This is a genomic window from Arthrobacter sp. GQ119, from assembly GCF_059759125.1.
On record NZ_JCAXEA010000025.1, the window covers coordinates 24,920 to 45,884 of the forward strand.

Below are 20,965 nucleotides of genomic sequence, written 5' to 3' on the forward strand. Positions count from 1 at the left end.
CTTACTTCCCCAAAGAGAGTACGCACTTTAAGGTAAGGTACTGATATGAAAGTAAGTACCCAGGAGAAGGGGCCCGCTTTCCCGTTCGCGGACGGGATTTTTCCTGCAGGATGCCCCAGCAGAACCGTCCTTGACCATGTCACCAGCAAGTGGGGTGTCCTGATCCTGGTAGCGCTCTCCGCGGGGCCGCAGCGGTGGAGCGAACTGCGCCGGCGCGCTGAAGGGATCAGCGAGAAAATGCTGGCCCAGACCTTGAAGACCCTCGAAGCCGATGGATTTGTCCGCCGCGAGGCACAGCCGATCATTCCTCCGCGGGTCGATTACAGCCTGACCGGCAGCGGGCAGGAGCTTGCCTCGCTGCTGCTGCCGCTGGTCTCCTGGATCGCGGGGCACGCTGATTCCATTCTCGGGCGGCCCGGGAAAGCAGCAGGCGCAGGGAGCTAGGCGGACCCCTGCCACAGCCTCGCCAGCTCCGGGAATGCTGCCTCGTAGCCGGCCAGCAGCCGGCCGGCGAGCTGCTTGGACCCCACCAGCGGGTGTTGCGCGAAGGCCTCCAGTGCGGCTTGCCGGTCGCCATGGCTCGCCGCCCGGACGGCCAGGAGCTCCACCCGCTTCACCCGCTGCATGAGTTCCAACTGCGGCCCGGCCGGAAGGTCCTGGCGGATTGGTTCCGCCCCCGCGGCCGTCACCGTGCAGGGAACTTCGACGACGGCGTCCGCCGGCAGCCCGGGAATCGCCGGCCCAGTAGCAGCCGGCCCAGTAGCAGCTGGCCCAGTAGCAGCTGGCCCAGTAGCACCCTGCCCGCTAACGGCCGTGTTCCGTGTGTTGAGGATGAGTTGGGTGCCGCCCGACCCCGCGTGGGGATCCGGTGCCTGAGCTGTGAGCGCCCGCATCACGGCCAGGGCCACCTGTTCGTAGCCGCCGCCGGCAAGGTCCTCGGCGTCGCGTGCCTCCTCAGCGCTGCGGGCTTCGGCCAGGTAGCCCTCCTCGCGGGATCGGCGCGCGGCGTCCCACAGCTCAAACGCCTCTGCCCCGGCCGCGGCGAGCCGGGGGTACAGCTCCGCTTGCTGGCCGTGGATCGACTCCCCGCGGGTGGCATCCATGGCCCGCATGGCCGAGGCTGCCCGGGCGGTCTCGTAGTAGTAGAACAGGTATTCGTTGGGCAGGACCCCGCGTTCCTGCAGGAACGGCTGGGGGAACAGCCGGCCTTCCTCAAACCCTGCCAGCGCGCCGGCATCCGCCAGCAGGTCCGGAAGCAGGTCCCGCCCGCCGGACTCCAGCCGGTACAGCCATCCGAGGTGGTTCAGCCCGTAGTAGCCCACGCCGTCGAGCCTTCCGGGCGGCAGCGGCGCGCCGGCCGCGCGGGCGGCGCGGTGGACGAGGGCGCTGGCGGAGTCGCAGATACCGATGACCTTCCGTCCCAGCACGGGCATCAGCGCCTCGGTGACCATGCCCGCCGGGTTTGTGAAGTTGACCAGCCAGGCATCGGGGCAGTGCGTCCGCATCGACCGCGCGAGCTCCAGCATGGCGGGGATGGAGCGCAATGCGTACGAGATGCCGCCCGCTCCGGTGGTTTCCTGGCCGAGCAGCCCCAGGTCCTGGGCGACGCGTTCGTCGGCTATCCGCCCCGCCGTCCCGCCCGGCCTGATGGCCGCGAACACCACATTGGTGCCGGTGAGCGCCTCGCGGAGCGACGTGGTGGCGGTGACAGTTGGGGGATGCCCGACGGCGGCACTGCCGTCCGGCGCGGACCGCGCCGACGCTGAGGAGCGCAGTGAGCCCGCTGTGGGCATGGAGCGCAGCACCGCGGTGATGGCCGCGAGGCGGCCGGGGTCGACGTCGAACAGCACCAGTTCCCGGACCAGCCCGGCATAAGGGCCGGCGCAGAGCGCACGGTAGACGAGGGGAACCCGGAATCCGCCGCCGCCGGCGATCATGAGCCGCATGGAATGGAGTCTATGCGCAGCCACCGGCAACGCAATTCGGCCGCCCCCGGAAACCGAGGGTGTGGCAGCCGGTTCCGGCTCTCCCCGTACCCCCAGATTTCGGGGTTCCAACCCCAGAGCACACGGCGTAGTGTGCCGAACATGGATGCGATTCCCGCAGGCCGCTTCGATCCGCTCGCCGCCGTCCGAACACCATCGGCCGGTCGCTTTGACCTGCTGCTGGCCGGCACCGTGTTCCAGGACATCATTTTCACGGGGCTGCCGCACGCGCCGCAGCCGGGGACCGAAATCTGGAGCGAGGGAATGGGAAGCTGCCCCGGCGGCGTGGCGAACCAGGCCATCGCGGCGGCCCGGCTGGGCCTGCGGACCGGGCTTGCAGCTGCCTTCGGCGACGACGGCTACGGGGATTACAACTGGAAGATCCTCGCAGGGCAGGAGCACGTCGACCTGTCGCTGTCCCGGCGCGTTGCCGGCTGGCACTCCCCGGTGACGGTTTCCCTCAGTGTGGACCACGACCGCTCCATGGTGACGCACGGCCATCCGGCTCCCGTAACGTCATCCGAGCTGATCGGGCAGCAGCCGCCACCCGCGCTGGCGGCCGTGGCGGACCTGGGCCATGAAATGGAACCGTGGGCGCTGGCGGCCCACTCCGACGGCGTGAAGCTCTTCGGCGATGTGGGCTGGGATCCCAGCGGGGAGTGGTCGCAGGCACGGCTGGAAAACCTGCAGTACTTCCACGCCTTCATGCCCAACCAGCGCGAGGCCATGGCCTTCACCGGCAAGGAGAATCCGTGGGCCGCGCTGTATTCACTGGCCGACCGTGTGCCCGTGGCCGTGGTGACGCTCGGGCAGCAGGGAGCCATGGCTGTGGACTCGGAGAGCGGCGAGGAGGAATGGGTGCCCTCTCTTCCGGTGACCGCGTATGACCCCACGGGTGCGGGGGACTGCTTTGGCGCTGCGTTCGTCGTCGGCTGCCTGGCGGGGTGGCCGCTGGGGGACCGCCTGCGTTTTGCCAACCTGTGCGCGGCGCTCGCCGTGCAGGAGGTGGGCGGCTCGCTCGCCGCGCCGGGCTGGGGTGACATCGCGGACTGGTGGAAACGTGCGAACTCCCGGCCGGAGCGCCGCGGCAGCCAGTGGCTCCGCCGCTATGCCTTCCTGTCCGAAATTGTCCGGGATGTGCCCCCGGAAGCCCAGCGGCGGGCGGCAGCCACGATTGCGCACCTGTCCGACGCCTAGCCCCACCGGCCGGGGGCAGGAATTATCCGGCCCCGGACGCCAGCACTAGAATCACTAGAGTGAATTACCCCGCAGCAACAGGAGACCTACCCCCGGCAGCAGGGCCGGTGCCGCCGCTCTCCCAGGAACGCTCCTCCCAGGAACGGTCCGCCATCGTGGACCTGGAGGCCATCCGGCATAACGTCCGGAGGCTCGCCGCTGCCGCGTCCCCTGCGAACGTCATGGCTGTGGTCAAGGCAGACGCGTACGGCCACGGTGCGGTGCCGGTGGCCCGGGCCGCCCTCGAAGCGGGAGCCGGCTGGCTGGGCGTTGCCCACATCTCCGAGGCGCTGGCCCTCCGCGCGGCCGGCATCGACGCGCCGCTGCTTGCCTGGCTGCACACCCCGGAGAGCAACTTCGGCGCGGCGGTGGCCGCCGGCGTCGACATTGGGTGCTCGGGCTGGGAACTGGATCGGATCGTTGCTGCCGCCCGGGAGCAGGAGCGTCCGGCGCGCGTCCACCTGAAAGTGGACACCGGCCTTGGCCGGAACGGCGCCCCCGTGGAGGTGTGGGACCGCCTCGTGGGCGAAGCCGTGGAGTACCAGGACCAGGGCCTGCTGCGCGTGGTGGGCATCTTCTCGCACCTCGCCGTGGCCGATGAACCAGAGCGGCCGGAAACCGACGACCAGCTCGCGGCGTTCCGCGAGGTACTCGCCATCGCCGAGGACGCCGGAGTGGACCCGGAAGTCCGGCACCTGGCGAACACCCCGGCCACGCTATCCCGGCCGGACACCCACTTTGACCTCGTCCGCGTGGGCCTGGGCATCTACGGACTCTCACCCTTCGAAGGGCAGACGTCCGCCGAACTGGGGCTCCGCCCGGCCATGACCCTGCGCACCGTGGTGTCCCACTGCAAGGACGTCCCCGCTGGCCAGGGCGTTTCCTACGGCTTCAACTACCACACCTCCGGTGCCAGCACGCTGGGACTCATCCCCCTCGGCTATGCGGACGGCGTGCCCCGCGTGGCGACCGGCGGCCCGGTACGCGTGGAGGGCGTGACCTACCCGGTGGTGGGCAGGATTGCCATGGACCAGATGGTGATCGACCTCGGTCCGCGGCACGTCTCCGCTGGCGGGCACAGTGTCCTTGGGGCCGAGGCGCAGCTTTTTGGCGACGGTGCCGACGGCGGCCCCACCGCTGACGACTGGGCACGCGCCGCGGGCACCATCAACTACGAGATCGTCACCCGGATCAGTCCCCGCGTGCCCCGCACGTTCATCAACGAAACGCCGGCGCTGTGAGCGTGCCGGCAGCCGCTGACCCGCCCCGCTGGGTCCGGAACCTGAAGGTTACGACGGCGGAGCAGACCCACGCGCTCGGCGCGGCCCTCGCGGAGGTGCTTCGGGCGGGGGACCTGCTGGTCCTCACCGGCGAACTGGGCGCCGGGAAGACGACGTTCACCCAGGGCCTTGGCGAAGGGCTGGGCGTGCGGGAGGGCATCATTTCGCCCACGTTCGTGCTGGTCCGGATCCATCCCAACCTTCCTGACGGCCCGAATCCCGGCGGTCCGGACCTGGTGCATGTGGACGCCTACCGGCTGGGAACGGCGTCGGAAATTGATGACATCGACCTCGAAAACACGCTGGACTCATCTGTGACCGTGGTGGAGTGGGGACGCGACCGGGTGGAGCACCTGAGCGACAGCCGTCTTGAGGTGGAACTTCACCGTTCAACCGGAAACGGGGCAGTCGGGGCGCCGGAGACGGACGGCGTTTTGGACTTCGACGCCGAGGACGACGACGAGCCCCGCACCATCATCATCCGCGGCTTCGGCCCCCGCTGGGCCGACCAGCCGGTCCTGAACCTGGCGTCCGAAGGGATCTCCTGATGCTCATCCTTGCGATCGATACCTCCGCCGTGGCGAGTGCGGCACTGGTTTCCGACGATGCACTCGAAGGAGTGGTGGGCAGCTTTTCCACCGAAGACACGCGCAGCCACGCCGAGGTGCTCGCCCCGGGCATCGAGAAACTGCTGGCCGAGGCCGACGTCACGGGCGCGGACATCGACGCCATCGTCGTCGGCGTCGGGCCCGGTCCCTTCACCGGGCTCCGCTCAGGGATCGCCACCGCCAGGACCCTTGCCTTCGCCTGGGGCAAGCCGCTGCACGGGCTGATGAGCCTGGACGCCGTCGCCCTGGAAGTGGCCGAGTCCACCGACGCCCCGGGGGAGTTCCTGGTGGCCACCGACGCCCGGCGCAAAGAGGTGTACTGGGCCCGATACACGCTGCAGGAGGGGCAGCTCCCCAGGCTCGTCGACGGACCGCACGTGGGCTTCGCCTCGGACCTTCCCGACCTCCCTGCCTACGGGGCCGGTGCCGGCCTCTACGCCGACGTGCTGCGGGCGGACCCGGATTTCAGCGCGGAGCAGCCGGATGCGCTGTACCTGGGGCAGTTCGCCCTGGTGCGCCTCGCGGGAGGGGAGGAACTCCCTGACTCCACGCCCCTCTACCTCCGTGAATCCGATGCGCAGGTACCCGGCCCCCGGAAGCGTGCCCTGTGAGCGGCCAGTCCGGACAGGATCCGCTGATCGGCCCGGGTATATCGGTGCGGGACATGGTGCCGGCCGATATTCCGGCAGTCCATGCGCTGGAGGTGCAGCTCTTTCCCGTGGACGCCTGGCCGTTGGAGATGTTCGTGAACGAGCTGTCGCGGCCCGAGACGCGCCGCTACCTGGTGGCAGAGGCAGCCGACGGCATCGTCGGCTACGCCGGCCTGATGTGCATCGAGCCGGTCGCGGACGTCCAGACCATCGCCGTCGTCCCGGAATACGAAGGCAGGGGCATCGGAACCGCCCTGCTTACGGAACTCATCAGCGAAGGCCGGCGGCGCGGCGCGGCGGACGTGCTGCTTGAGGTGCGGGCCGACAACCCCCGTGCGCAGCAGCTTTACCGGCGGTTCGGATTTGAGCAGATCCACGTCCGGCGGAGATACTACCGCGACGGCGTCGACGCCCTGATCATGAGGCTCGAGCTGGCCGATGTCCTCACCGTGCACCAGGACATCGTGCCTCAAGACATCGTGCCCCAAGACATTGTGCACCAGGACACGGTTCACGGGGAGGCCGGCCGATCCGGCCCCGGACAGCCTGACGCCGGGCAGCACGCCCAGACCACCCCCACGGAGGCAGACCAGCAATGAACCGTTCCCAGCCGCTCGTGCTCGGCATTGAGTCCTCCTGCGACGAAACAGGCGTCGGGATCGTCAGGGGAACGGATCTCCTGACCAACACTGTGTCCTCCTCCATGGACGAACACGTCAGGTTCGGCGGAGTCATCCCGGAGATCGCCTCCCGCGCCCACCTCGATGCTTTCGTGCCCACGCTCCAGGCAGCGCTCGCCGAAGCCAACGTGACCCTGGCCGACATCGACGCCATCGCCGTCACATCCGGTCCCGGACTGGCGGGCGCCCTGATGGTGGGCGTGTGCGCGGCGAAGGCACTGTCCGTGGCCACGGGAAAGCCGCTGTACGCCATCAACCACCTCGTGGCCCACGTGGGCGTCGGCCTGCTGGACGCCAAAGCCGGAGCCCGACTGCCCGGGAATCTCGGCGCCCTGCTCGTCTCCGGCGGCCACACCGAAATCCTGCGGATCGGACGCATCACCGACGACGTCGAAATGCTCGGTTCCACTATTGACGACGCCGCCGGGGAAGCCTACGACAAGGTGGCAAGGATCCTTGGCCTGGGGTACCCCGGCGGTCCCGCCATTGACCGGATCGCCCGTGAGGGCGACGCCAAGGCTATCCGCTTCCCGCGGGGACTCACCCAGCCCAAGTACATGGGCACCGCCGGGGAGCCCGGCCCCCACCGCTACGACTGGTCCTTCAGCGGGTTGAAGACGGCCGTGGCCCGTTGCGTGGAGCAGTTCGAGGCGCAAGGCGAACCCGTCCCCGTGGCGGACATAGCGGCGGCGTTCCAGGAAGCTGTGGTGGATGTCATCACGTCCAAGGCCGTCCTTGCCTGCCGGGAGCAGGGCATCACCAACGTCCTGCTGGGCGGCGGCGTGGCAGCCAATTCGCGGCTCCGCCAGCTCACGGAACAGCGCTGCTCCGCCGCAGGCATCACGCTGCACGTCCCTCCGCTGCATCTCTGCACGGACAACGGGGCGATGGTGGCGGCCCTCGGTGCGCAGCTGGTGATGGCAGGGATTGCGCCCAGCGGCATCGCCTTCGCCCCTGATTCGTCCATGCCTGTGACCACCGTGTCAGCGCCGGCGCCCGAGCCGGTAAGGACGGCCGCCCGGGCCTAGCAGCCGGTGCAGTTGGGAACGGTGCCGGGACCACGGCCTTTTAATTTCAGGGGTCACTGGAACACTGTGTCTATGGACGGTACTCGGGAAGCCCAGTTGAAGGTGGCGGAGGCGCCATGTGGCGGTGCCCTTCCCCGGCACCAGCGTTCCGGCTGCCCCTGTCCCGAATGCCGCCGATTCTTGGCTGAGTGTGGAGGACCTGATTGCCGCGGCGGGGTCGCTGCGGCTGTCCTCGGATAGTGCCGGGCTGATCGATCAGCTCAGCGGGCTGGAGGAGCTGAAGTCTGCGGTCGCCGGTTTGCAGGCGAGGATCGCTGTGGCTTTCGATGCCGCCCAGCGCCGTGCCCAGGCCGAGGTTGGGGTCCCGGTGGCGGAGCGGGGCCAGGACGTCGCCGCGCAGATCGCCTTGGCACGGCACGAATCCCCGGCCCGCGGCTCCCGGCTGCTGGGTTTGGCGAAGGCCTTGGTGACCGAGATGCCGCACACCCTCGCCGCCCTGGAGACCGGGCAGTTGAATGAATGGCGCGCCACCCTGCTGGTGAAAGAAACGGCGTGCCTGTCGGCGGCGGACCGGTGCGCGGTCGACGAGGAGCTCGCCGCGGACACCGGAACCTTCACCGGTTCAGGCGACCGGGCCATCGTGGCCGCGGCCAAGGCTGCAGCGTACCGCAGGGATCCCCGCTCGGTCACCCAGCGGGCCAGCCACGCCGCAGCGGAGCGGTGCGTCAGCCTGCGCCCGGCACCTGACTCGATGACGTACCTGACCGCTCTGCTGCCCGTGGCACAGGGTGTGGCCGTGTATGCCGCGCTCAGCCGGCAGGCCGATACGCTGCGCTCCGACGGCGACTCCCGTTCCCGCGGCCAGATCATGGGCGACACCCTTGTCGAACGGACCACCGGCACTCCCGGCGGGGTCAGCGGCGTCGAGATCCAGCTCGTCATGACCGACCGCACCCTCTTCCAGGCCGACAGCGAACCGGCCCGCCTCACCGGCTACGGCATCGTCCCGGCCGGTTGGGCCCGCACCCTGGTCCGGGCAGGAGAGGAGGCGGCCGGTCTGCAGCAGGACGCTGGCGGGGCCTCCGGCGGGCAGGAGCCCGACCGGGGCGAGGCCGCCAGCCGTCAGGCGCTCAAGGTGTGGCTCCGCCGGGTCTACACCGCCCCCGGAACTGGGGAACTGGTGGCGATGGACTCCCGCGCCCGGCTGTTCCCGGCAGGATTGCGCCGCTTCATCCAGGCCCGCGATGACACCTGCCGCACCCCGTACTGCGATGCTCCCATCCGGCATCACGACCACATCATCCCCTGGCACGGCGGCGGGACCACCAGCCTGGCCAATAGCGCGGGCCTGTGCGAAGCCTGCAACCACGCCAAAGAAAAACCCGGCTGGAGCGCTCAGCCACGGCCCGGGCCCCGGCACACGTTCAAACTCCAGACGCCCACGGGCCACAGCTACTACTCCACGGCACCGCCGCTGCCCGGAACCAGCCCCGGAACCAGCGTGACAGAACGGCTGCCGCGCGCCTCCTGAATTAGGGGCGAGCTGTATTAGGGAAAGGCGCCGCCCAGCTGCAATGACCTGGCTAGGCCGTGGGGCCGTTTCGCATCTGCTTCACCAGGTCCAGCACCACGGCCTGGAGGTTCCCGCCGTTTTCGGCGGCCACACGGCGCTGGCGCTGATACCCGGCCCCGCGTTTGATGATTTTCTCGACGTCGGCGAGCTCATCCGGACAGCCGAGCCTTGCCGCGATGGGTTCGAGCCGGTTCAGTGTTTCGAGCACGTGGTCGGTGACGAGCTGCTCGTTGCCCTGCGCGTCCAGGATGATGATGGCCTCCATCCCGTACCGGGCGGCACGCCACTTGTTTTCCTGAACATGCCACGGAGGCATGGTGGGAATCGTGCCTCCGCTGTCCAGCGTGGTGGAGAATTCGTGGACCAGGCACTGGGTGAGGGCGGCCACGGCGCCCACTTCCTCCAAGGTCGCCAGGCCGTCGCAGATGCGCATCTCAATGGTGCCCAGGTTCGGCACCGGCCGGATGTCCCAGCGGATCTCGGAAAGCGTGTCGATCACGCCGGTGGTAAACATGTCCTGGACGTAGGACTCATACTCTTCCCAGCTGGGGAACTGGAACGGCAACCCGGCCGTGGGCAGCTGCTGGAACATGAGGGCGCGCTGGGAGGCATAGCCGGTGTCCTCGCCGCCCCAGAACGGGCTCGATGCGGACAGCGCCTGGAAGTGCGGAAAGTAGTTGACCAGGCCGTCCAGGACCGGGAGCACTTTGTCCCGCCGGTCGATCCCGACGTGGACGTGGACGCCGTAGATCACCATCTGGCGGCCCCACCACTGTGTGCGGTCGATCAGCTTGGCGTACCGTTCCTTGTCCGTGACGGTCTGCAGCTGCGGAGGGCTGAAGGGGTGGCTTCCTGCGGAGAAGACCTCAACGCCCATGGGGTCCGTGACTTCACGGACGGCGGCAAGGGACCGGTTCAGGTCCTCCTTCGCTTCGCCGGCGGTTTCGCAGATCCCGGTGACCAGTTCCACAGTATTCAGCAGCAGTTCCTGCTTGATGTGCGGGTGTTCGTCGTCCTCATTTAGTTCCGGGTGCTTCGCAGCGACTCCCCGCAGAACCTGGTTCGCCACGGAGGCAAGTTCACCGGTCTGCGCATCAACCAGCGCGAGTTCCCATTCCACACCAAGAGTTGATTGCCGGGATGAAGCGAAATCAATCTTCATGTGTTCCTCTCGCTCTTCTGCTGTCCGGTTGCTGGCCGCTTCTGGCAGAACGGCTGGCAAGCGAACGGTCTTTCAAGTCTAGTGCAGGGGTAGCATCGGAATGATGGCCTGGCTACAGAGAGCGCGTGACAGTTTTCACAGAGCGTCTTCCGTCAACCCCTCCTACAACAGACCCAATAACGGACCAGCCGCGGCTGCAGCAGCTGTGGCGGTACTGCTCGCGTCGGCATCCTGCACGTCCGCACCGCCGTCGCCTCCAACGGAAACGTCCGGTTCCACCGCGACGCCCAGTTCGCCGGCAACGCCCAGTTTCCGGCAACAGCAGACGACGGCGGCACCCCCGCGGCCGGCACCCCCGCCGAAGACTGCGGCCGGGAAGGGTTCTGCGCCCCTGGGCTGGGGACCGCAGCAACGCGATCAGGATGCAGCGGCGGCGGCCGTGAACCGGATGACGCTGAGCGAGAAGGCCGGGCAGGTGCTCCTGCCGTCCTACACGGGTCTCAACCACGAAACCCAGGCGGCTACCGTGGAGCGGCTGCATCTTGCCGGCTCCATCATCATGGGCGACAACGTGCCCCGCACTGCCGCGGGGCACGTTGACGTCCGGAGCATGATGGCCGCCACCCGGAGGCTGGGGGAGGCATCCCGATCCGGCGGCAGGACGTGGCCCGGGCTGATTGCCGTGGACCAGGAAGGCGGAATGGTGTCCAGGCTGGGTGCCCCTCTCACCCGATGGCCGGCGCCCATGAGCTACGGGGCAGCCGGAAGCGTGCCGCTGGCGACCGAGGCGGGCAAGGCCCTGGCCGGAGAACTCGCCGCCCTCGGGTTCACCGTGGACTTCGCTCCGACCGCGGACACTACCCTCGGTCCGGCCGACCCCACCATCGGCGCCCGTTCCATGTCGTCCGATCCGACGGCGGCGGGCAACCTGAGCATCGGCTTCTCCCGAGGCATGCTGGCAACCGGCGTGCTGTCCTCCGTCAAGCATTTTCCCGGCCATGGTTCCGTGACCGTCGACTCCCATAAGGACCTGCCGGTCCAGACAGCGACGGCGGCACAGCTGAAGGCCCGGGACTGGAGACCCTTCCAAGCTGCCATCGCGGCCGGCACCCCGATGATCATGACCGGACACATCGCTGTCCCGGCCCTTGAGCCGGGTGTTCCGGCGTCCCTGTCCAAGGCAAGCTATGCAGCGCTGCGGGGGATGGGGTTCAAAGGAGTGGCCGTCACGGACGCCCTGAACATGAAGGCGGTGAGCGCCCGGTATCCCCGGGGATCCGAAGCCCCGGCTGCACTTGCCGCCGGCGCGGACCTCCTGCTGATGCCGGCCGACGTGAACGCGGCCCACTCCGCCATCGTCAACGCCGTCGGGGCTGGCAGGCTTCCGCAGCCCCGGCTGGAGGAAGCCGCCCGCCGCGTGGTGACCATGATGATCTGGAGCGCCCGCACTGCTCCCCGGCAGCAGCGGGCCGCCCCGGGCAGCGCGGAGGGCGTTTCGGCAAAGGTGTCTGCCGCTGCCGTCACCGTTCTTTCGGGCCCGTGCCGCGGACCGCTGGTGCCGGGCCGGCTCCGCCTGTCGGGTGGCACCGCCCTGGACCGGGCCCACTTTGCCGCGGCCGCGAGGGACGCAGGCATCACGCTCGGTGCCGGCCCGCTGGTGAGCCTCATCGGTTACGGCGGCGCCCCGGCGGGCGGAGACATCGCCGTGGCCCTCGATGCGCCCTGGCCGCTGGCCCGCTCAGCCGCACCCACGAAGGTGGCACTCTATGGACGGACGCCGGGGGCCTTCAAAGCGCTGCTGGCCGTGCTGGCCGGCAAGGCGACGGCCCCCGGCAAGCTGCCGGCCGCCGTCGGGCCCTACCGCCACGGCACCGGCTGCCGCTGACACGCAACACTCAGGCGATTCCTTCGCCGTCCCGCCCGCCGGGCCGAAAGCCCGTTTAATGGAGGGGTGCCGATTCTGAACAAAGACATGACCCTGTGCATCTCGCTCTCGGCCCGGCCGAGCAACAACGGGACCCGCTTCCACAACTACCTGTATGACCAGCTGGGACTGAACTGGATCTACAAAGCCTTCGCGCCTACTGACCTCGCCCAGGCGATCGCCGGCGTCCGCGGCCTCGGCATCCGGGGCTGTGCCGTCTCGATGCCCTACAAAGAAGACGTGATCGCCCTCGTCGACGCCATGGACCCGTCGGCGAAGGCCATCGACTCGGTGAACACCATCGTGAACGACGGCGGCCGCCTCACCGCCTACAACACGGACTACACGGCGATCGAGCAGCTGCTGGAGCGCAACGCCGTTCCCAGCGAATCCTCGGTGCTGCTCAGGGGCGCGGGCGGCATGGCCAAGGCCACCGCGGCCGCCCTGCGGGATGCCGGCTTCAAGAATGTAACGATCATCGCCCGGAACGAGGCTGCGGGCCGGGCGCTCGCGGACCTCTACGGATTCGGGTGGCGTGCCGAGCTGGGCGACGCCACGGCCGACATGATCATCAACGTCACGCCGGTCGGCATGGCCGGCGGCGCCGAGGCCGGCTCACTGTCCTTCCCCATCGAAGCGGTCCAAGCCGCGAAGGTCGTCTTCGACGTCGTGGCCCTGCCGCCGGAGACGCCGCTGATCAAGGCCGGCCGGGAAGCCGGTAAGCAGGTCATCACGGGCGCGGAAGTGGCCACCATCCAGGCGCTCGAGCAGTTCGTGCTGTACACCGGCATCCGCCCCACCGACCAGCAGGTGCGGGACGCCGAGGCGTTCGTTCGCGCCCAGTAGCTCCAGGTGCAGCAGCCCTAGACCGGTTCCACGGAGACGGCCACCCGATCGTCACCGATCCTGGTGAGAACCAGGGTGGCTGTCTTTTTGCCGGCCTTCTTCCCGCTGCCCTTGCCCGCCGGGAGGAGCTGCTTCCGGAGCTCCTCGGGGGTGACGGACGTGCCGCGCTTCTTGATGTCCAGCACGCCGATGCCGTTCTCCTTCACCCAGGCCTTGAGCCCCTTCACGCTGTACGGCATGACCTCCAGGACTTTGTAGGCCCGGGCGAAGGGGGTGTCCACTGCATCCGGCGCGCAGATGTACGCGATGTGCTCGTCCACGAGGTGCCCGCCCAACTGCAGGGCCAGGTCGGCCACGAGACCCGCGCGGATCACGGCGCCGTCGGGTTCGTAGATGTATCCCTGGACGGGCCCGACCGGTGCCGCAGGGCCGCCGTCAAAATCCTCCGCGCTGGTGAGTTCGGCGGCACCCTGCGGACCGAGCAGCAGAGCGGCCCTCCGGATCCCCGGCCGGGCAACGGCGTTGAACCAGAGCGTTACCTCGGTGACGTCGCCGCCCACCGAAACCCACTGGGCCTCGCAGCCGGCCGGGATGGAATCGTGCGGCATGCCCGGCCCCATCTTCACGCCCACAGCGAGCCCGGAGGCCGCGAGTGATTCCACGAACGACAGCGGCGGCGAGAAGGCCTCCGGGTCCCAGATCCTCGTGGTCCCGGACGTGGATGTGGTGCGCCGGGCCGGATCCAGCCACACGCCGTCGGCGTCACCGAGAGGAACGGAAGTCGCATCCGAATGCACCACCGTGGCGTGCGGAAACGGAATGAGGTTGATGGTGGCGCACGCGGCGGTTGTTTCGTCGACCTCCACGGCCGTGACGGCGATATCCAGCGACGCCAGCGCCATGGCATCCGCGCCCAGGCCACACCCGAGGTCGGCCACGTGGCGTATACCAGCCTCGGCGAAGCGCTGGGCATGCCTGGCCGCCACATTGAGCCGGGTTGCCTGCTCGAGGCCGGCCTGGGTGAAGAGCATCTGGCGGGCGAATTCGCCGAATTTGGCTTCGGCCCTGGTCCGCAGCCTGGACTGGGTAAGCACAGCGGACACCAGATCGGGGGAGTGCCCCTTCTTCCGGAGGCTGGAATTAAGCGCGAAGGACTCATCCTCGCGGTAGGGCCCCAGCGAGGCCAGCAACTGCCATCCTTCTTCAGTGAGGAGATGTGCGATCTGGTCCTGCGGTGCGTCAGACATGACTTCAAGCCTAGTGGAGGGTCCGGCGGGCTTGCCCGATAGGGTGGATTGAATGGACTCCAGTGCAACTCCCAGCCAAGACCAGCCTGCCGGTTCTCCCGATAGCCCTGCCGGTTCTCCCGATAGCCCTGCCGGCGTGGCCCGCTACCAGGGACTATTCCGGTACGCGCGCCCGGCGCTGATTGCCGGGGTGGCTGTGGCCATCGTCTGCCTCGTGCTGCTGGTGATCATCTTCCTGCTGGACTCGTTCAACTCCACCGTCTACTCGGTGGGCGGCAAGGACATCCACGACGCGACCGACGAAGCCCGGCAGATCAGGGACCTGTATTCGGGCGCACGCGCCGGAGGCGTGGTGGTCCTGGTGGCCTCGGCCCTGACCGCCGCGGGGGCCGCCGTCGTACTCGTCCGCCAGCGTAAGAATTCGCCAAAAAGCGACGACGACGGCGGCGAGGATGTCGGGTTCGACGCCCTCGCCGGCCGCTGAACAGCGGCTTTCCGGCGCTTAGGCGTGTTCACCGCAGATGAACATCTGGCACTCACCTTGACCGAGTGCTAACCCCTTACATAGAGTCATCATTAGCACTCTCCCTAGGAGGGTGCTAACCCAAGAAGAACTGCCAGCCTGGCTGCTGCCGGCACCGCGACGACGGTCTGCCGCCAAGGCACCACAGTTTTACTGCCCATGAATTTGCTGACGAAAAGGAGAGGTCCGAGTGTCGGTCTCTATTAAGCCTCTTGAGGATCGTATTGTTGTCCGCCCGCTCGAAGCCGAGCAGACCACGGCTTCCGGCCTGGTCATCCCGGACTCCGCGCAGGAGAAGCCGCAGGAAGGCGAAGTTGTCGCAGTAGGCCCCGGCCGCTTCGAAGACGGCAACCGCGTTCCGGTCGACGTAACCGTCGGCGACGTCGTTATCTACTCCAAGTACGGCGGAACTGAAGTCAAGACCGGCGGCGAAGAGTACCTCGTGCTGTCTGCCCGCGACGTTCTGGCGATCGTCGTTAAGTAACTCTCTGGATCCCCGTGCCGCTGATCCTGTCTGGTTTTCATCAGACCGGTCGGCAGCACGGGGTTCTGTCTTGAAAGGACAAACCATGGCAAAGCAGCTTGCATTCAACGACGCTGCCCGCCGGTCTCTTGAAGCCGGCATCGACAAGCTCGCCAATACGGTCAAGGTGACGCTTGGTCCCCGCGGCCGCAACGTCGTGCTGGACAAGAAGTGGGGCGCCCCCACGATCACCAATGACGGCGTGACCATCGCCCGTGAAATCGAACTGGATGACCCCTACGAAAACCTTGGCGCCCAGCTTGCCAAGGAAGTAGCCACCAAGACGAACGACGTCGCCGGCGACGGCACCACGACGGCTACCGTGCTCGCGCAGGCCCTGGTCAAGGAAGGCCTGCGCAACGTTGCCGCAGGTGCCGCTCCGGGCCAGATCAAGCGCGGCATCGAGGTTTCCGTCGAAGCCGTTGCTGCACGCCTGCTCGAGAACGCCCGCCCCGTCGAGGGCACCCAGGTGGCCAACGTGGCCGCTATCTCCGCGCAGAGCGACGAGGTCGGCGAGCTGCTGGCCGAAGCGTTCGGCAAGGTCGGCAAGGATGGTGTGATCACCATCGAGGAGTCCTCCACGACCCAGACCGAGCTGGTCCTCACCGAGGGCATGCAGTTCGACAAGGGTTACCTGTCCCCGTACTTCGTCACCGACGCAGAGCGCCAGGAGGCCGTCCTCGAGGACGCCCTGATCCTGATCAACCAGGGCAAGATCTCTGCTGTCCAGGAATTCCTGCCGCTGCTCGAAAAGGCTCTGCAGAGCTCCAAGCCGCTGTTCATCATTGCCGAGGACATCGAGGGCGAGGCCCTGTCCACGCTGATCGTCAACCGCATCCGCGGCACCCTGAACGTCGTTGCCGTCAAGGCTCCGGGCTTCGGTGACCGCCGCAAAGCCATGCTGCAGGACATCGCCACCCTCACCGGTGCACAGGTTGTCTCCCCGGAGCTGGGCCTCAGCCTGGACTCCGTCGGCCTTGAGGTGCTGGGTACCGCCCGCCGCATCACGGTCACCAAGGACAACACCACCATCGTTGATGGCGCCGGATCGGCCGAGGACGTAGAGGCACGCGTTGCCCAGCTGCGTGCCGAGCTGACCCGCACCGACTCCGACTGGGACAAGGAAAAGCTGCAGGAGCGGCTGGCCAAGCTGGCCGGCGGCATCGGCGTAATCAAGGTTGGCGCTGCCACCGAGGTTGAGCTGAAGGAAAAGAAGCACCGCATCGAAGATGCCGTGTCCTCCACCCGCGCTGCCCTCGAAGAAGGCATCGTGGCCGGTGGCGGTTCCGCGCTGATCCACGCCCTGAAGGCACTCGACGAGGACCCGGCCGTCACCGCCCTCGAAGGCGACGCAGCAGCTGCCGTTGGCATCGTCCGCCGCGCCCTGGTCCAGCCGCTGCGCTGGATCGCCCAGAACGCCGGCCACGACGGCTACGTCGTCACCGCCAAGGTTGCCGAACTCGAAACCAACAACGGCTTCAACGCCAAGTCCGGCGAGTACGAGGACCTGATCGCAGCGGGCGTCATCGACCCCGTCAAGGTCACCCGTGCAGCCCTCCGCAACGCGGCTTCCATCGCCGCGCTGGTTCTCACCACCGAGACCCTTGTTGCCGAGAAGCCTGCCGAGGAAGACGAGCACGCAGGCCACAGCCACTAGGCTGCAGCCCCGCACGGCGGCAACGCCAGAAAAGAGCCGGTCCAGCCTAGCTGGGCCGGCTCTTTTGCTGTGGGAATCCCTGCTGTGGAACTCCCCGAGGTGGAAATCCGCTCTCCCGCAAGGTGATTCTGCCGCCGGCCCTGCCGCCGGCCCTGGAGAGGGACACGCCGCACGCAGCTGCCGGTTTGGCCGCAAAGATCACGAATTGGTAACATGGATGTTTTGTGTGCCACCGGCTTTGAGGGGATGTTTGTGCCAGTAGCGAGAATGATGGGCCAGCGGGGGAACGAGTCCCGCCACGCCGGTGAAGTCACACGCTCCGCTCAGGTCAAGGCCAAGCAGGGCTACCGCCCCGAGGTCCAGGGGCTCCGCGCCCTCGCCGTCCTCATGGTGGTCACCTACCACGTCTGGCTGGGACGAGTCTCCGGCGGCGTGGATATCTTCCTGCTGATCTCAGCCTTCCTGCTCACGCTGTCCTTTGTCCGCAAGGTCGAAAACGGCAGGCCGCTGCGCCTGGTCAACCACTGGCTGCACCTCTTCAAGCGGCTGATTCCTGCCGCCGTCGTGGTGATTCTCGGTGTCCTGGCGGGCACCTGGCTGGTCATTCCGCAGAGCCGCTGGCCGGACGTTCTCAACGAGGCCTGGGCCTCACTGCTGTACCGGCAGAACTGGCTGCTCGCGGACACCGCGGTGGACTACTACGCCCAGAACCACGCGGGCGCCAGCCCGCTGCAGCATTTTTGGTCCCTGTCCATTCAGGGCCAGGTGTTCATTCTGTGGCCGCTCATCTTCGCCGGGGCCGCCCTCGTGTGGCGTCTGCTCCGGCGCCGGCGGGACATCAGCTACCGGCTCATCCTCCTCGTGGCCTTCGCCGGCATCTTCATCGCGTCCCTCATCTTCTCCATCGAGCAGACCGCCACCAACCAGGCCTACGCCTACTTCGACACCCGGACCAGGCTCTGGGAGTTCGCGCTCGGCTCGCTGCTAGCGCTGTCCCTGCCTTACCTGAAGCCCGGCAAGGCTATGCGCGTGGTGCTGGGCTGGGCCGGGCTGGCGGCCATGATCTCCTGCGGCCTGGTGCTGACCGTGGACCGGTCCTTTCCCGGCTTCATCGCCCTGTGGCCCACGCTGGCCGCCGCAGCCATCATCGTCGCCGGCCAGAGCGGCAGCCGGTTCGGCGTGGACCGGATCCTGAGCTCCAGGCCGCTGGTTGCACTCGGGGACAACTCCTACGCGCTGTATCTCTGGCACTGGCCGCTCCTGGTTTTGGCCCTTGCCGGCACCGGAATCGACAAGCCCAACCTGGCGCAGGGCCTGGCCATCGTGGCTGCCTCCGTGGTCCTTGCCGTGCTCACCACCCGCTTCGTGGAAAAGCCGCTGCGGGAATGGCACTGGCCGCAGCTGCGGGCCTGGCGGACCGCCGTCGTGATCATTGCCTGCGGCGCCTTGCTGGCCGGCCCCGTGGCCGTCTGGCAGACCAAGCTGACGGCGGACGAGGCGGCTGCCGCAGCGCAGCCGCGCGAACTGACCCCCGGCGCCGCCGCTCTCGCCCCCGAAAACGCCGGCAAGCCCACCCCAAAAGCCACGGTCATTCCTGCCCCCGCGGCCATGAAAAACGAATGGGCCGACATCGACGGCCTGTGCACGGATGGAAACGTCCCCACCGATCCGCTCCTCGCGGGATGCCTGCAGAACAGCCGGCCGGAGCACGTGAAGAAGCGGATCGTGGTGCTGGGGGATTCCCACGCCCAGCAGTACATGGCCGCGCTGGGGCCGATCGCCCGGGACCACGGCTGGGAAGTTGTCACGCTGCTGAAAGGCAACTGCCGCTTCGGTGCGGAATCGCCGGAGCGCGATGCCGAGTGCAACGCGTTCAACCGGGCCAGTGCCGCCTACGTGATGGAACACAGGCCGGATGCCGTGTTCACGGTGGCGTCGCTGACCCACAAGGAGGCGCCGTTCGAAACCGAAGTGCCCGGCTATGTAGAGGGCATCAAGCCGTTCACTGACGCCGGAATCGACGTTGTGGGCATCCGGGACAACCCCCGCTTCGCCATCAACATGCCGGAATGCGTCCAAAAGTATGGAGCCCAGGCGCCCGAGTGCAACGCCCCGCTCGCCGAGTCCCTCGCATTGTCATCACCCCTGGATGACTACCGGGGCAAGGTGGACGGGCTCCACCTGATGGACATGAGCGACTTCATCTGCGCCGACGGCACCTGCCCGGCGGTGGTCGGCAACGTCTACGTCTACAAGGATGACAACCACCTCACCAAGACGTACGTGCAGTCCATGATCCCGATGTTCGAGAAGCGGCTGCTTGCCGCCACCGGCTGGAAATAGCAGGCTCTGAGGAACCGGCGGCGGCCGCCGCCGCGTGCCATTGCTCACAAAGCCGTTCCGGAATATGGGGATCGGCGCGGAGGTTCTAGAATTTATTCAACACTTCTGCACAGGCCAGTCCCGTAATGACGGGCTGGTCATCAGCTGCAACCCCTGAACCCATACCCAAGGTAAGAGGCGCACTCATGACCCAGCCCGAGCATGACCCCTTCGGCTTCATTGGCCTGACCTACGACGACGTCCTGCTGCTTCCCGGCCACACCGACGTCATCCCGTCGGATGCCGACACGTCCTCCCGGATCTCCAAGCGGATCACGGTGCAGACCCCGCTGCTGTCCGCCGCGATGGACACCGTCACCGAGTCCCGCATGGCCATCGCCATGGCACGCCAGGGAGGCCTGGGCGTGGTGCACCGCAACCTGTCCATCGACGACCAGGCCGACCAGGTGGACCGCGTCAAGCGCAGCGAGTCGGGCATGATCACCAACCCGCTGACCATCCGCCCCGAGGCCACGCTGCAGGAACTCGACGATCTCTGTTCCCAGTACCGCGTTTCCGGCCTGCCGGTGGTCGACGAGGGCAACCGGCTGCTCGGCATCGTCACCAACCGGGACACCCGCTTCGTGCCGGAATCGGACTACCCGATCCGCCTCGTCAGCGACGTCATGACGAAGATGCCGCTGGTCACCGGCCACGTGGGGATCAGCCGCGATGAAGCGTCGCACAAGCTGGCCACCAACAAGATCGAGAAGCTGCCGCTCGTTGATGAGCAGGGCCGCCTCAAGGGCCTCATCACCACCAAGGACTTCACCAAGGCCGAGCAGTACCCGCTGGCCACGAAGGATGACGAGGGCCGGCTGCGCGTCGGTGCCGCCATCGGCTTCTTCGGCGACGGCTGGGAGCGGGCCATGAAGCTCGTCGACGCCGGCGTGGACGCCCTCTTCGTGGACACCGCCAACGGCCACTCCCAGGGCGTGCTGGACATGATCCGCCGGCTCAAGTCGGACCCCGTCGCGGCACACGTGGACATCATCGGCGGCCAGGCAGCCACGCGCGAAGGCGCCCAGGCGCTCATCGACGCCGGAGCCGACGGCATCAAGGTGGGCGTCGGCCCGGGCTCCATCTGCACCACGCGTGTAGTGGCCGGTGTGGGCGTTCCCCAGATCACCGCCATCTACGAGTCAGCCAAGGCTGCCATTCCGGCCGGCGTTCCGCTGATCGCCGACGGCGGCCTCCAGTACTCGGGCGACATCGGCAAGGCGCTGGTCGCCGGCGCCGACACCGTGATGCTCGGTTCCCTGCTGGCCGGCTGCGACGAGTCCCCGGGCGAGCTGATCTTCGTCAACGGCAAACAGTTCAAGAGCTACCGCGGCATGGGCTCGCTGGGCGCCATGCAGTCCCGCGGCAAGAACACGTCGTACTCGAAGGACCGCTACTTCCAGGCTGACGTCTCCGGTGACGACAAGCTCATCCCCGAAGGCATCGAAGGCCGCGTGGCCTACCGCGGGCCGCTGGCCTCTGTCGCCTACCAGCTCGTGGGCGGCCTCCGCCAGACCATGTTCTACGTGGGCTCCCCGTCCATCGCCGAACTCAAGGCGCGCGGCAAGTTCGTCCGGATCACGCCGGCCGGTCTGAAGGAATCCCACCCGCACGACATCCAGATGACCGTCGAGGCGCCGAACTACGGCTCACGCTAATCC

17 protein-coding genes and 1 pseudogene are annotated in these 20,965 nt (G+C 67.9%); 15 read left to right on the forward strand and 3 right to left on the reverse strand.

Annotated features, from left to right (window positions below; translation table 11 throughout):
* The first annotated feature begins 45 nt into the window (after positions 1–45).
* A complete protein-coding gene (locus AC6CH3_RS19665) occupies positions 46–444 on the forward strand; it encodes a winged helix-turn-helix transcriptional regulator (protein WP_498134025.1) in 399 nt (132 codons plus the stop codon).
* On the opposite strand, the gene AC6CH3_RS19670 is transcribed toward AC6CH3_RS19665, so the two are convergent.
* Positions 441–1,946: a family 4 glycosyl hydrolase gene (locus tag AC6CH3_RS19670; RefSeq protein WP_498134026.1), complete on the reverse strand. Its 1,506-nt coding sequence runs from the start codon at positions 1,944–1,946 to the stop codon at positions 441–443. The two genes, AC6CH3_RS19665 and AC6CH3_RS19670, sit on opposite strands and share 4 nt — an antisense overlap.
* Positions 1,947–2,087: 141 nt before the next feature.
* Between AC6CH3_RS19670 and AC6CH3_RS19675 the strand changes: the two genes are divergently transcribed.
* The 7 genes and pseudogenes from AC6CH3_RS19675 to AC6CH3_RS19705 all read left to right on the forward strand — a co-directional run bounded on the left by AC6CH3_RS19675 (position 2,088) and on the right by AC6CH3_RS19705 (position 8,998).
* Positions 2,088–3,182 (forward strand): PfkB family carbohydrate kinase, encoded by a 1,095-nt coding sequence (locus AC6CH3_RS19675; RefSeq protein ID WP_498134027.1) that lies wholly within the window; start codon positions 2,088–2,090, stop codon positions 3,180–3,182.
* Positions 3,183–3,241: 59 nt separating this feature from the next.
* Positions 3,242–4,462, forward strand: coding sequence for an alanine racemase (gene alr / locus AC6CH3_RS19680; RefSeq protein WP_498134028.1), 1,221 nt, complete (start codon positions 3,242–3,244; stop codon positions 4,460–4,462).
* On the forward strand, positions 4,459–5,049 hold the full coding sequence (gene tsaE, locus AC6CH3_RS19685) for a tRNA (adenosine(37)-N6)-threonylcarbamoyltransferase complex ATPase subunit type 1 TsaE (RefSeq protein WP_498134029.1): 591 nt from the start codon (positions 4,459–4,461) through the stop codon (positions 5,047–5,049). Before alr ends, tsaE begins: the two co-directional genes overlap by 4 nt.
* On the forward strand, positions 5,049–5,720 hold the full coding sequence (gene tsaB / locus AC6CH3_RS19690) for a tRNA (adenosine(37)-N6)-threonylcarbamoyltransferase complex dimerization subunit type 1 TsaB (RefSeq protein WP_400578894.1): 672 nt from the start codon (positions 5,049–5,051) through the stop codon (positions 5,718–5,720). The genes tsaE and tsaB overlap by 1 nt, the downstream gene beginning before the upstream one ends.
* Positions 5,721–5,773: 53 nt before the next feature.
* Positions 5,774–6,193, forward strand: a pseudogene (rimI, locus tag AC6CH3_RS19695) (ribosomal protein S18-alanine N-acetyltransferase); the annotation flags it as partial.
* A gap of 161 nt (positions 6,194–6,354) precedes the next feature.
* A complete protein-coding gene (gene tsaD / locus AC6CH3_RS19700) occupies positions 6,355–7,467 on the forward strand; it encodes a tRNA (adenosine(37)-N6)-threonylcarbamoyltransferase complex transferase subunit TsaD (RefSeq protein ID WP_498134030.1) in 1,113 nt (370 codons plus the stop codon).
* A 118-nt stretch (positions 7,468–7,585) separates the two neighbouring features.
* Positions 7,586–8,998: an HNH endonuclease gene (locus AC6CH3_RS19705; RefSeq protein WP_498134031.1), complete on the forward strand. Its 1,413-nt coding sequence runs from the start codon at positions 7,586–7,588 to the stop codon at positions 8,996–8,998.
* Positions 8,999–9,050: 52 nt separating this feature from the next.
* Here the strand turns inward: AC6CH3_RS19705 and AC6CH3_RS19710 are convergent, their stop codons facing one another.
* Entirely contained in the window at positions 9,051–10,202 is a 1,152-nt protein-coding gene (locus AC6CH3_RS19710; protein WP_498134032.1) for a glutamate--cysteine ligase, read from the reverse strand.
* A 448-nt stretch (positions 10,203–10,650) separates the two neighbouring features.
* Between AC6CH3_RS19710 and AC6CH3_RS19715 the strand changes: the two genes are divergently transcribed.
* Together AC6CH3_RS19715 and AC6CH3_RS19720 are read left to right on the forward strand one after the other, a co-directional pair.
* Positions 10,651–12,087, forward strand: a complete 1,437-nt coding sequence (locus AC6CH3_RS19715; protein ID WP_498134060.1) for a glycoside hydrolase family 3 N-terminal domain-containing protein — start codon at positions 10,651–10,653, stop codon at positions 12,085–12,087.
* A 66-nt stretch (positions 12,088–12,153) separates the two neighbouring features.
* Positions 12,154–12,972: a shikimate 5-dehydrogenase gene (locus AC6CH3_RS19720; RefSeq protein ID WP_498134033.1), complete on the forward strand. Its 819-nt coding sequence runs from the start codon at positions 12,154–12,156 to the stop codon at positions 12,970–12,972.
* Between the two features lie 17 nt (positions 12,973–12,989).
* Here the strand turns inward: AC6CH3_RS19720 and AC6CH3_RS19725 are convergent, their stop codons facing one another.
* On the reverse strand, positions 12,990–14,219 hold the full coding sequence (locus AC6CH3_RS19725; RefSeq protein WP_498134034.1) for a class I SAM-dependent methyltransferase: 1,230 nt from the start codon (positions 14,217–14,219) through the stop codon (positions 12,990–12,992).
* A 52-nt stretch (positions 14,220–14,271) separates the two neighbouring features.
* On the opposite strand from AC6CH3_RS19725, the gene AC6CH3_RS19730 reads away from it, so the two are divergent.
* From AC6CH3_RS19730 to guaB, 5 genes are all read left to right on the forward strand, one after another.
* Entirely contained in the window at positions 14,272–14,703 is a 432-nt protein-coding gene (locus tag AC6CH3_RS19730; RefSeq protein ID WP_498134035.1) for a hypothetical protein, read from the forward strand.
* A 229-nt stretch (positions 14,704–14,932) separates the two neighbouring features.
* Positions 14,933–15,226 (forward strand): co-chaperone GroES, encoded by a 294-nt coding sequence (gene groES / locus AC6CH3_RS19735; protein ID WP_498134036.1) that lies wholly within the window; start codon positions 14,933–14,935, stop codon positions 15,224–15,226.
* A gap of 85 nt (positions 15,227–15,311) precedes the next feature.
* Positions 15,312–16,922: a chaperonin GroEL gene (groL, locus tag AC6CH3_RS19740; RefSeq protein ID WP_498134037.1), complete on the forward strand. Its 1,611-nt coding sequence runs from the start codon at positions 15,312–15,314 to the stop codon at positions 16,920–16,922.
* A gap of 270 nt (positions 16,923–17,192) precedes the next feature.
* Positions 17,193–19,265 carry an acyltransferase family protein gene (locus tag AC6CH3_RS19745; RefSeq protein ID WP_498134061.1) on the forward strand — a complete coding sequence of 691 codons (2,073 nt, stop codon included), beginning with the start codon at positions 17,193–17,195 and terminating at the stop codon, positions 19,263–19,265.
* 185 nt (positions 19,266–19,450) lie between these two features.
* Positions 19,451–20,962 (forward strand): IMP dehydrogenase, encoded by a 1,512-nt coding sequence (gene guaB / locus AC6CH3_RS19750; protein ID WP_494034892.1) that lies wholly within the window; start codon positions 19,451–19,453, stop codon positions 20,960–20,962.
* Positions 20,963–20,965 lie beyond the last annotated feature (3 nt).

Bases quoted from the DNA above. Each gene is read 5' to 3' on its own strand.
- AC6CH3_RS19665 (WP_498134025.1), top strand. From the start codon at position 46: ATGAAAGTAAGTACCCAGGAGAAGGGGCCCGCTTTCCCGTTCGCGGAC.
- AC6CH3_RS19670 (WP_498134026.1), bottom strand. From the start codon at position 1,946: ATGCGGCTCATGATCGCCGGCGGCGGCGGATTCCGGGTTCCCCTCGTC.
- AC6CH3_RS19675 (WP_498134027.1), top strand. From the start codon at position 2,088: ATGGATGCGATTCCCGCAGGCCGCTTCGATCCGCTCGCCGCCGTCCGA.
- tsaB (WP_400578894.1), top strand. From the start codon at position 5,049: ATGCTCATCCTTGCGATCGATACCTCCGCCGTGGCGAGTGCGGCACTG.
- tsaD (WP_498134030.1), top strand. From the start codon at position 6,355: ATGAACCGTTCCCAGCCGCTCGTGCTCGGCATTGAGTCCTCCTGCGAC.
- AC6CH3_RS19710 (WP_498134032.1), bottom strand. From the start codon at position 10,202: ATGAAGATTGATTTCGCTTCATCCCGGCAATCAACTCTTGGTGTGGAA.
- AC6CH3_RS19715 (WP_498134060.1), top strand. From the start codon at position 10,651: ATGACGCTGAGCGAGAAGGCCGGGCAGGTGCTCCTGCCGTCCTACACG.
- AC6CH3_RS19725 (WP_498134034.1), bottom strand. From the start codon at position 14,219: ATGTCTGACGCACCGCAGGACCAGATCGCACATCTCCTCACTGAAGAA.
- AC6CH3_RS19730 (WP_498134035.1), top strand. From the start codon at position 14,272: ATGGACTCCAGTGCAACTCCCAGCCAAGACCAGCCTGCCGGTTCTCCC.
- groL (WP_498134037.1), top strand. From the start codon at position 15,312: ATGGCAAAGCAGCTTGCATTCAACGACGCTGCCCGCCGGTCTCTTGAA.
- AC6CH3_RS19745 (WP_498134061.1), top strand. From the start codon at position 17,193: ATGGGCCAGCGGGGGAACGAGTCCCGCCACGCCGGTGAAGTCACACGC.
- guaB (WP_494034892.1), top strand. From the start codon at position 19,451: ATGACCCAGCCCGAGCATGACCCCTTCGGCTTCATTGGCCTGACCTAC.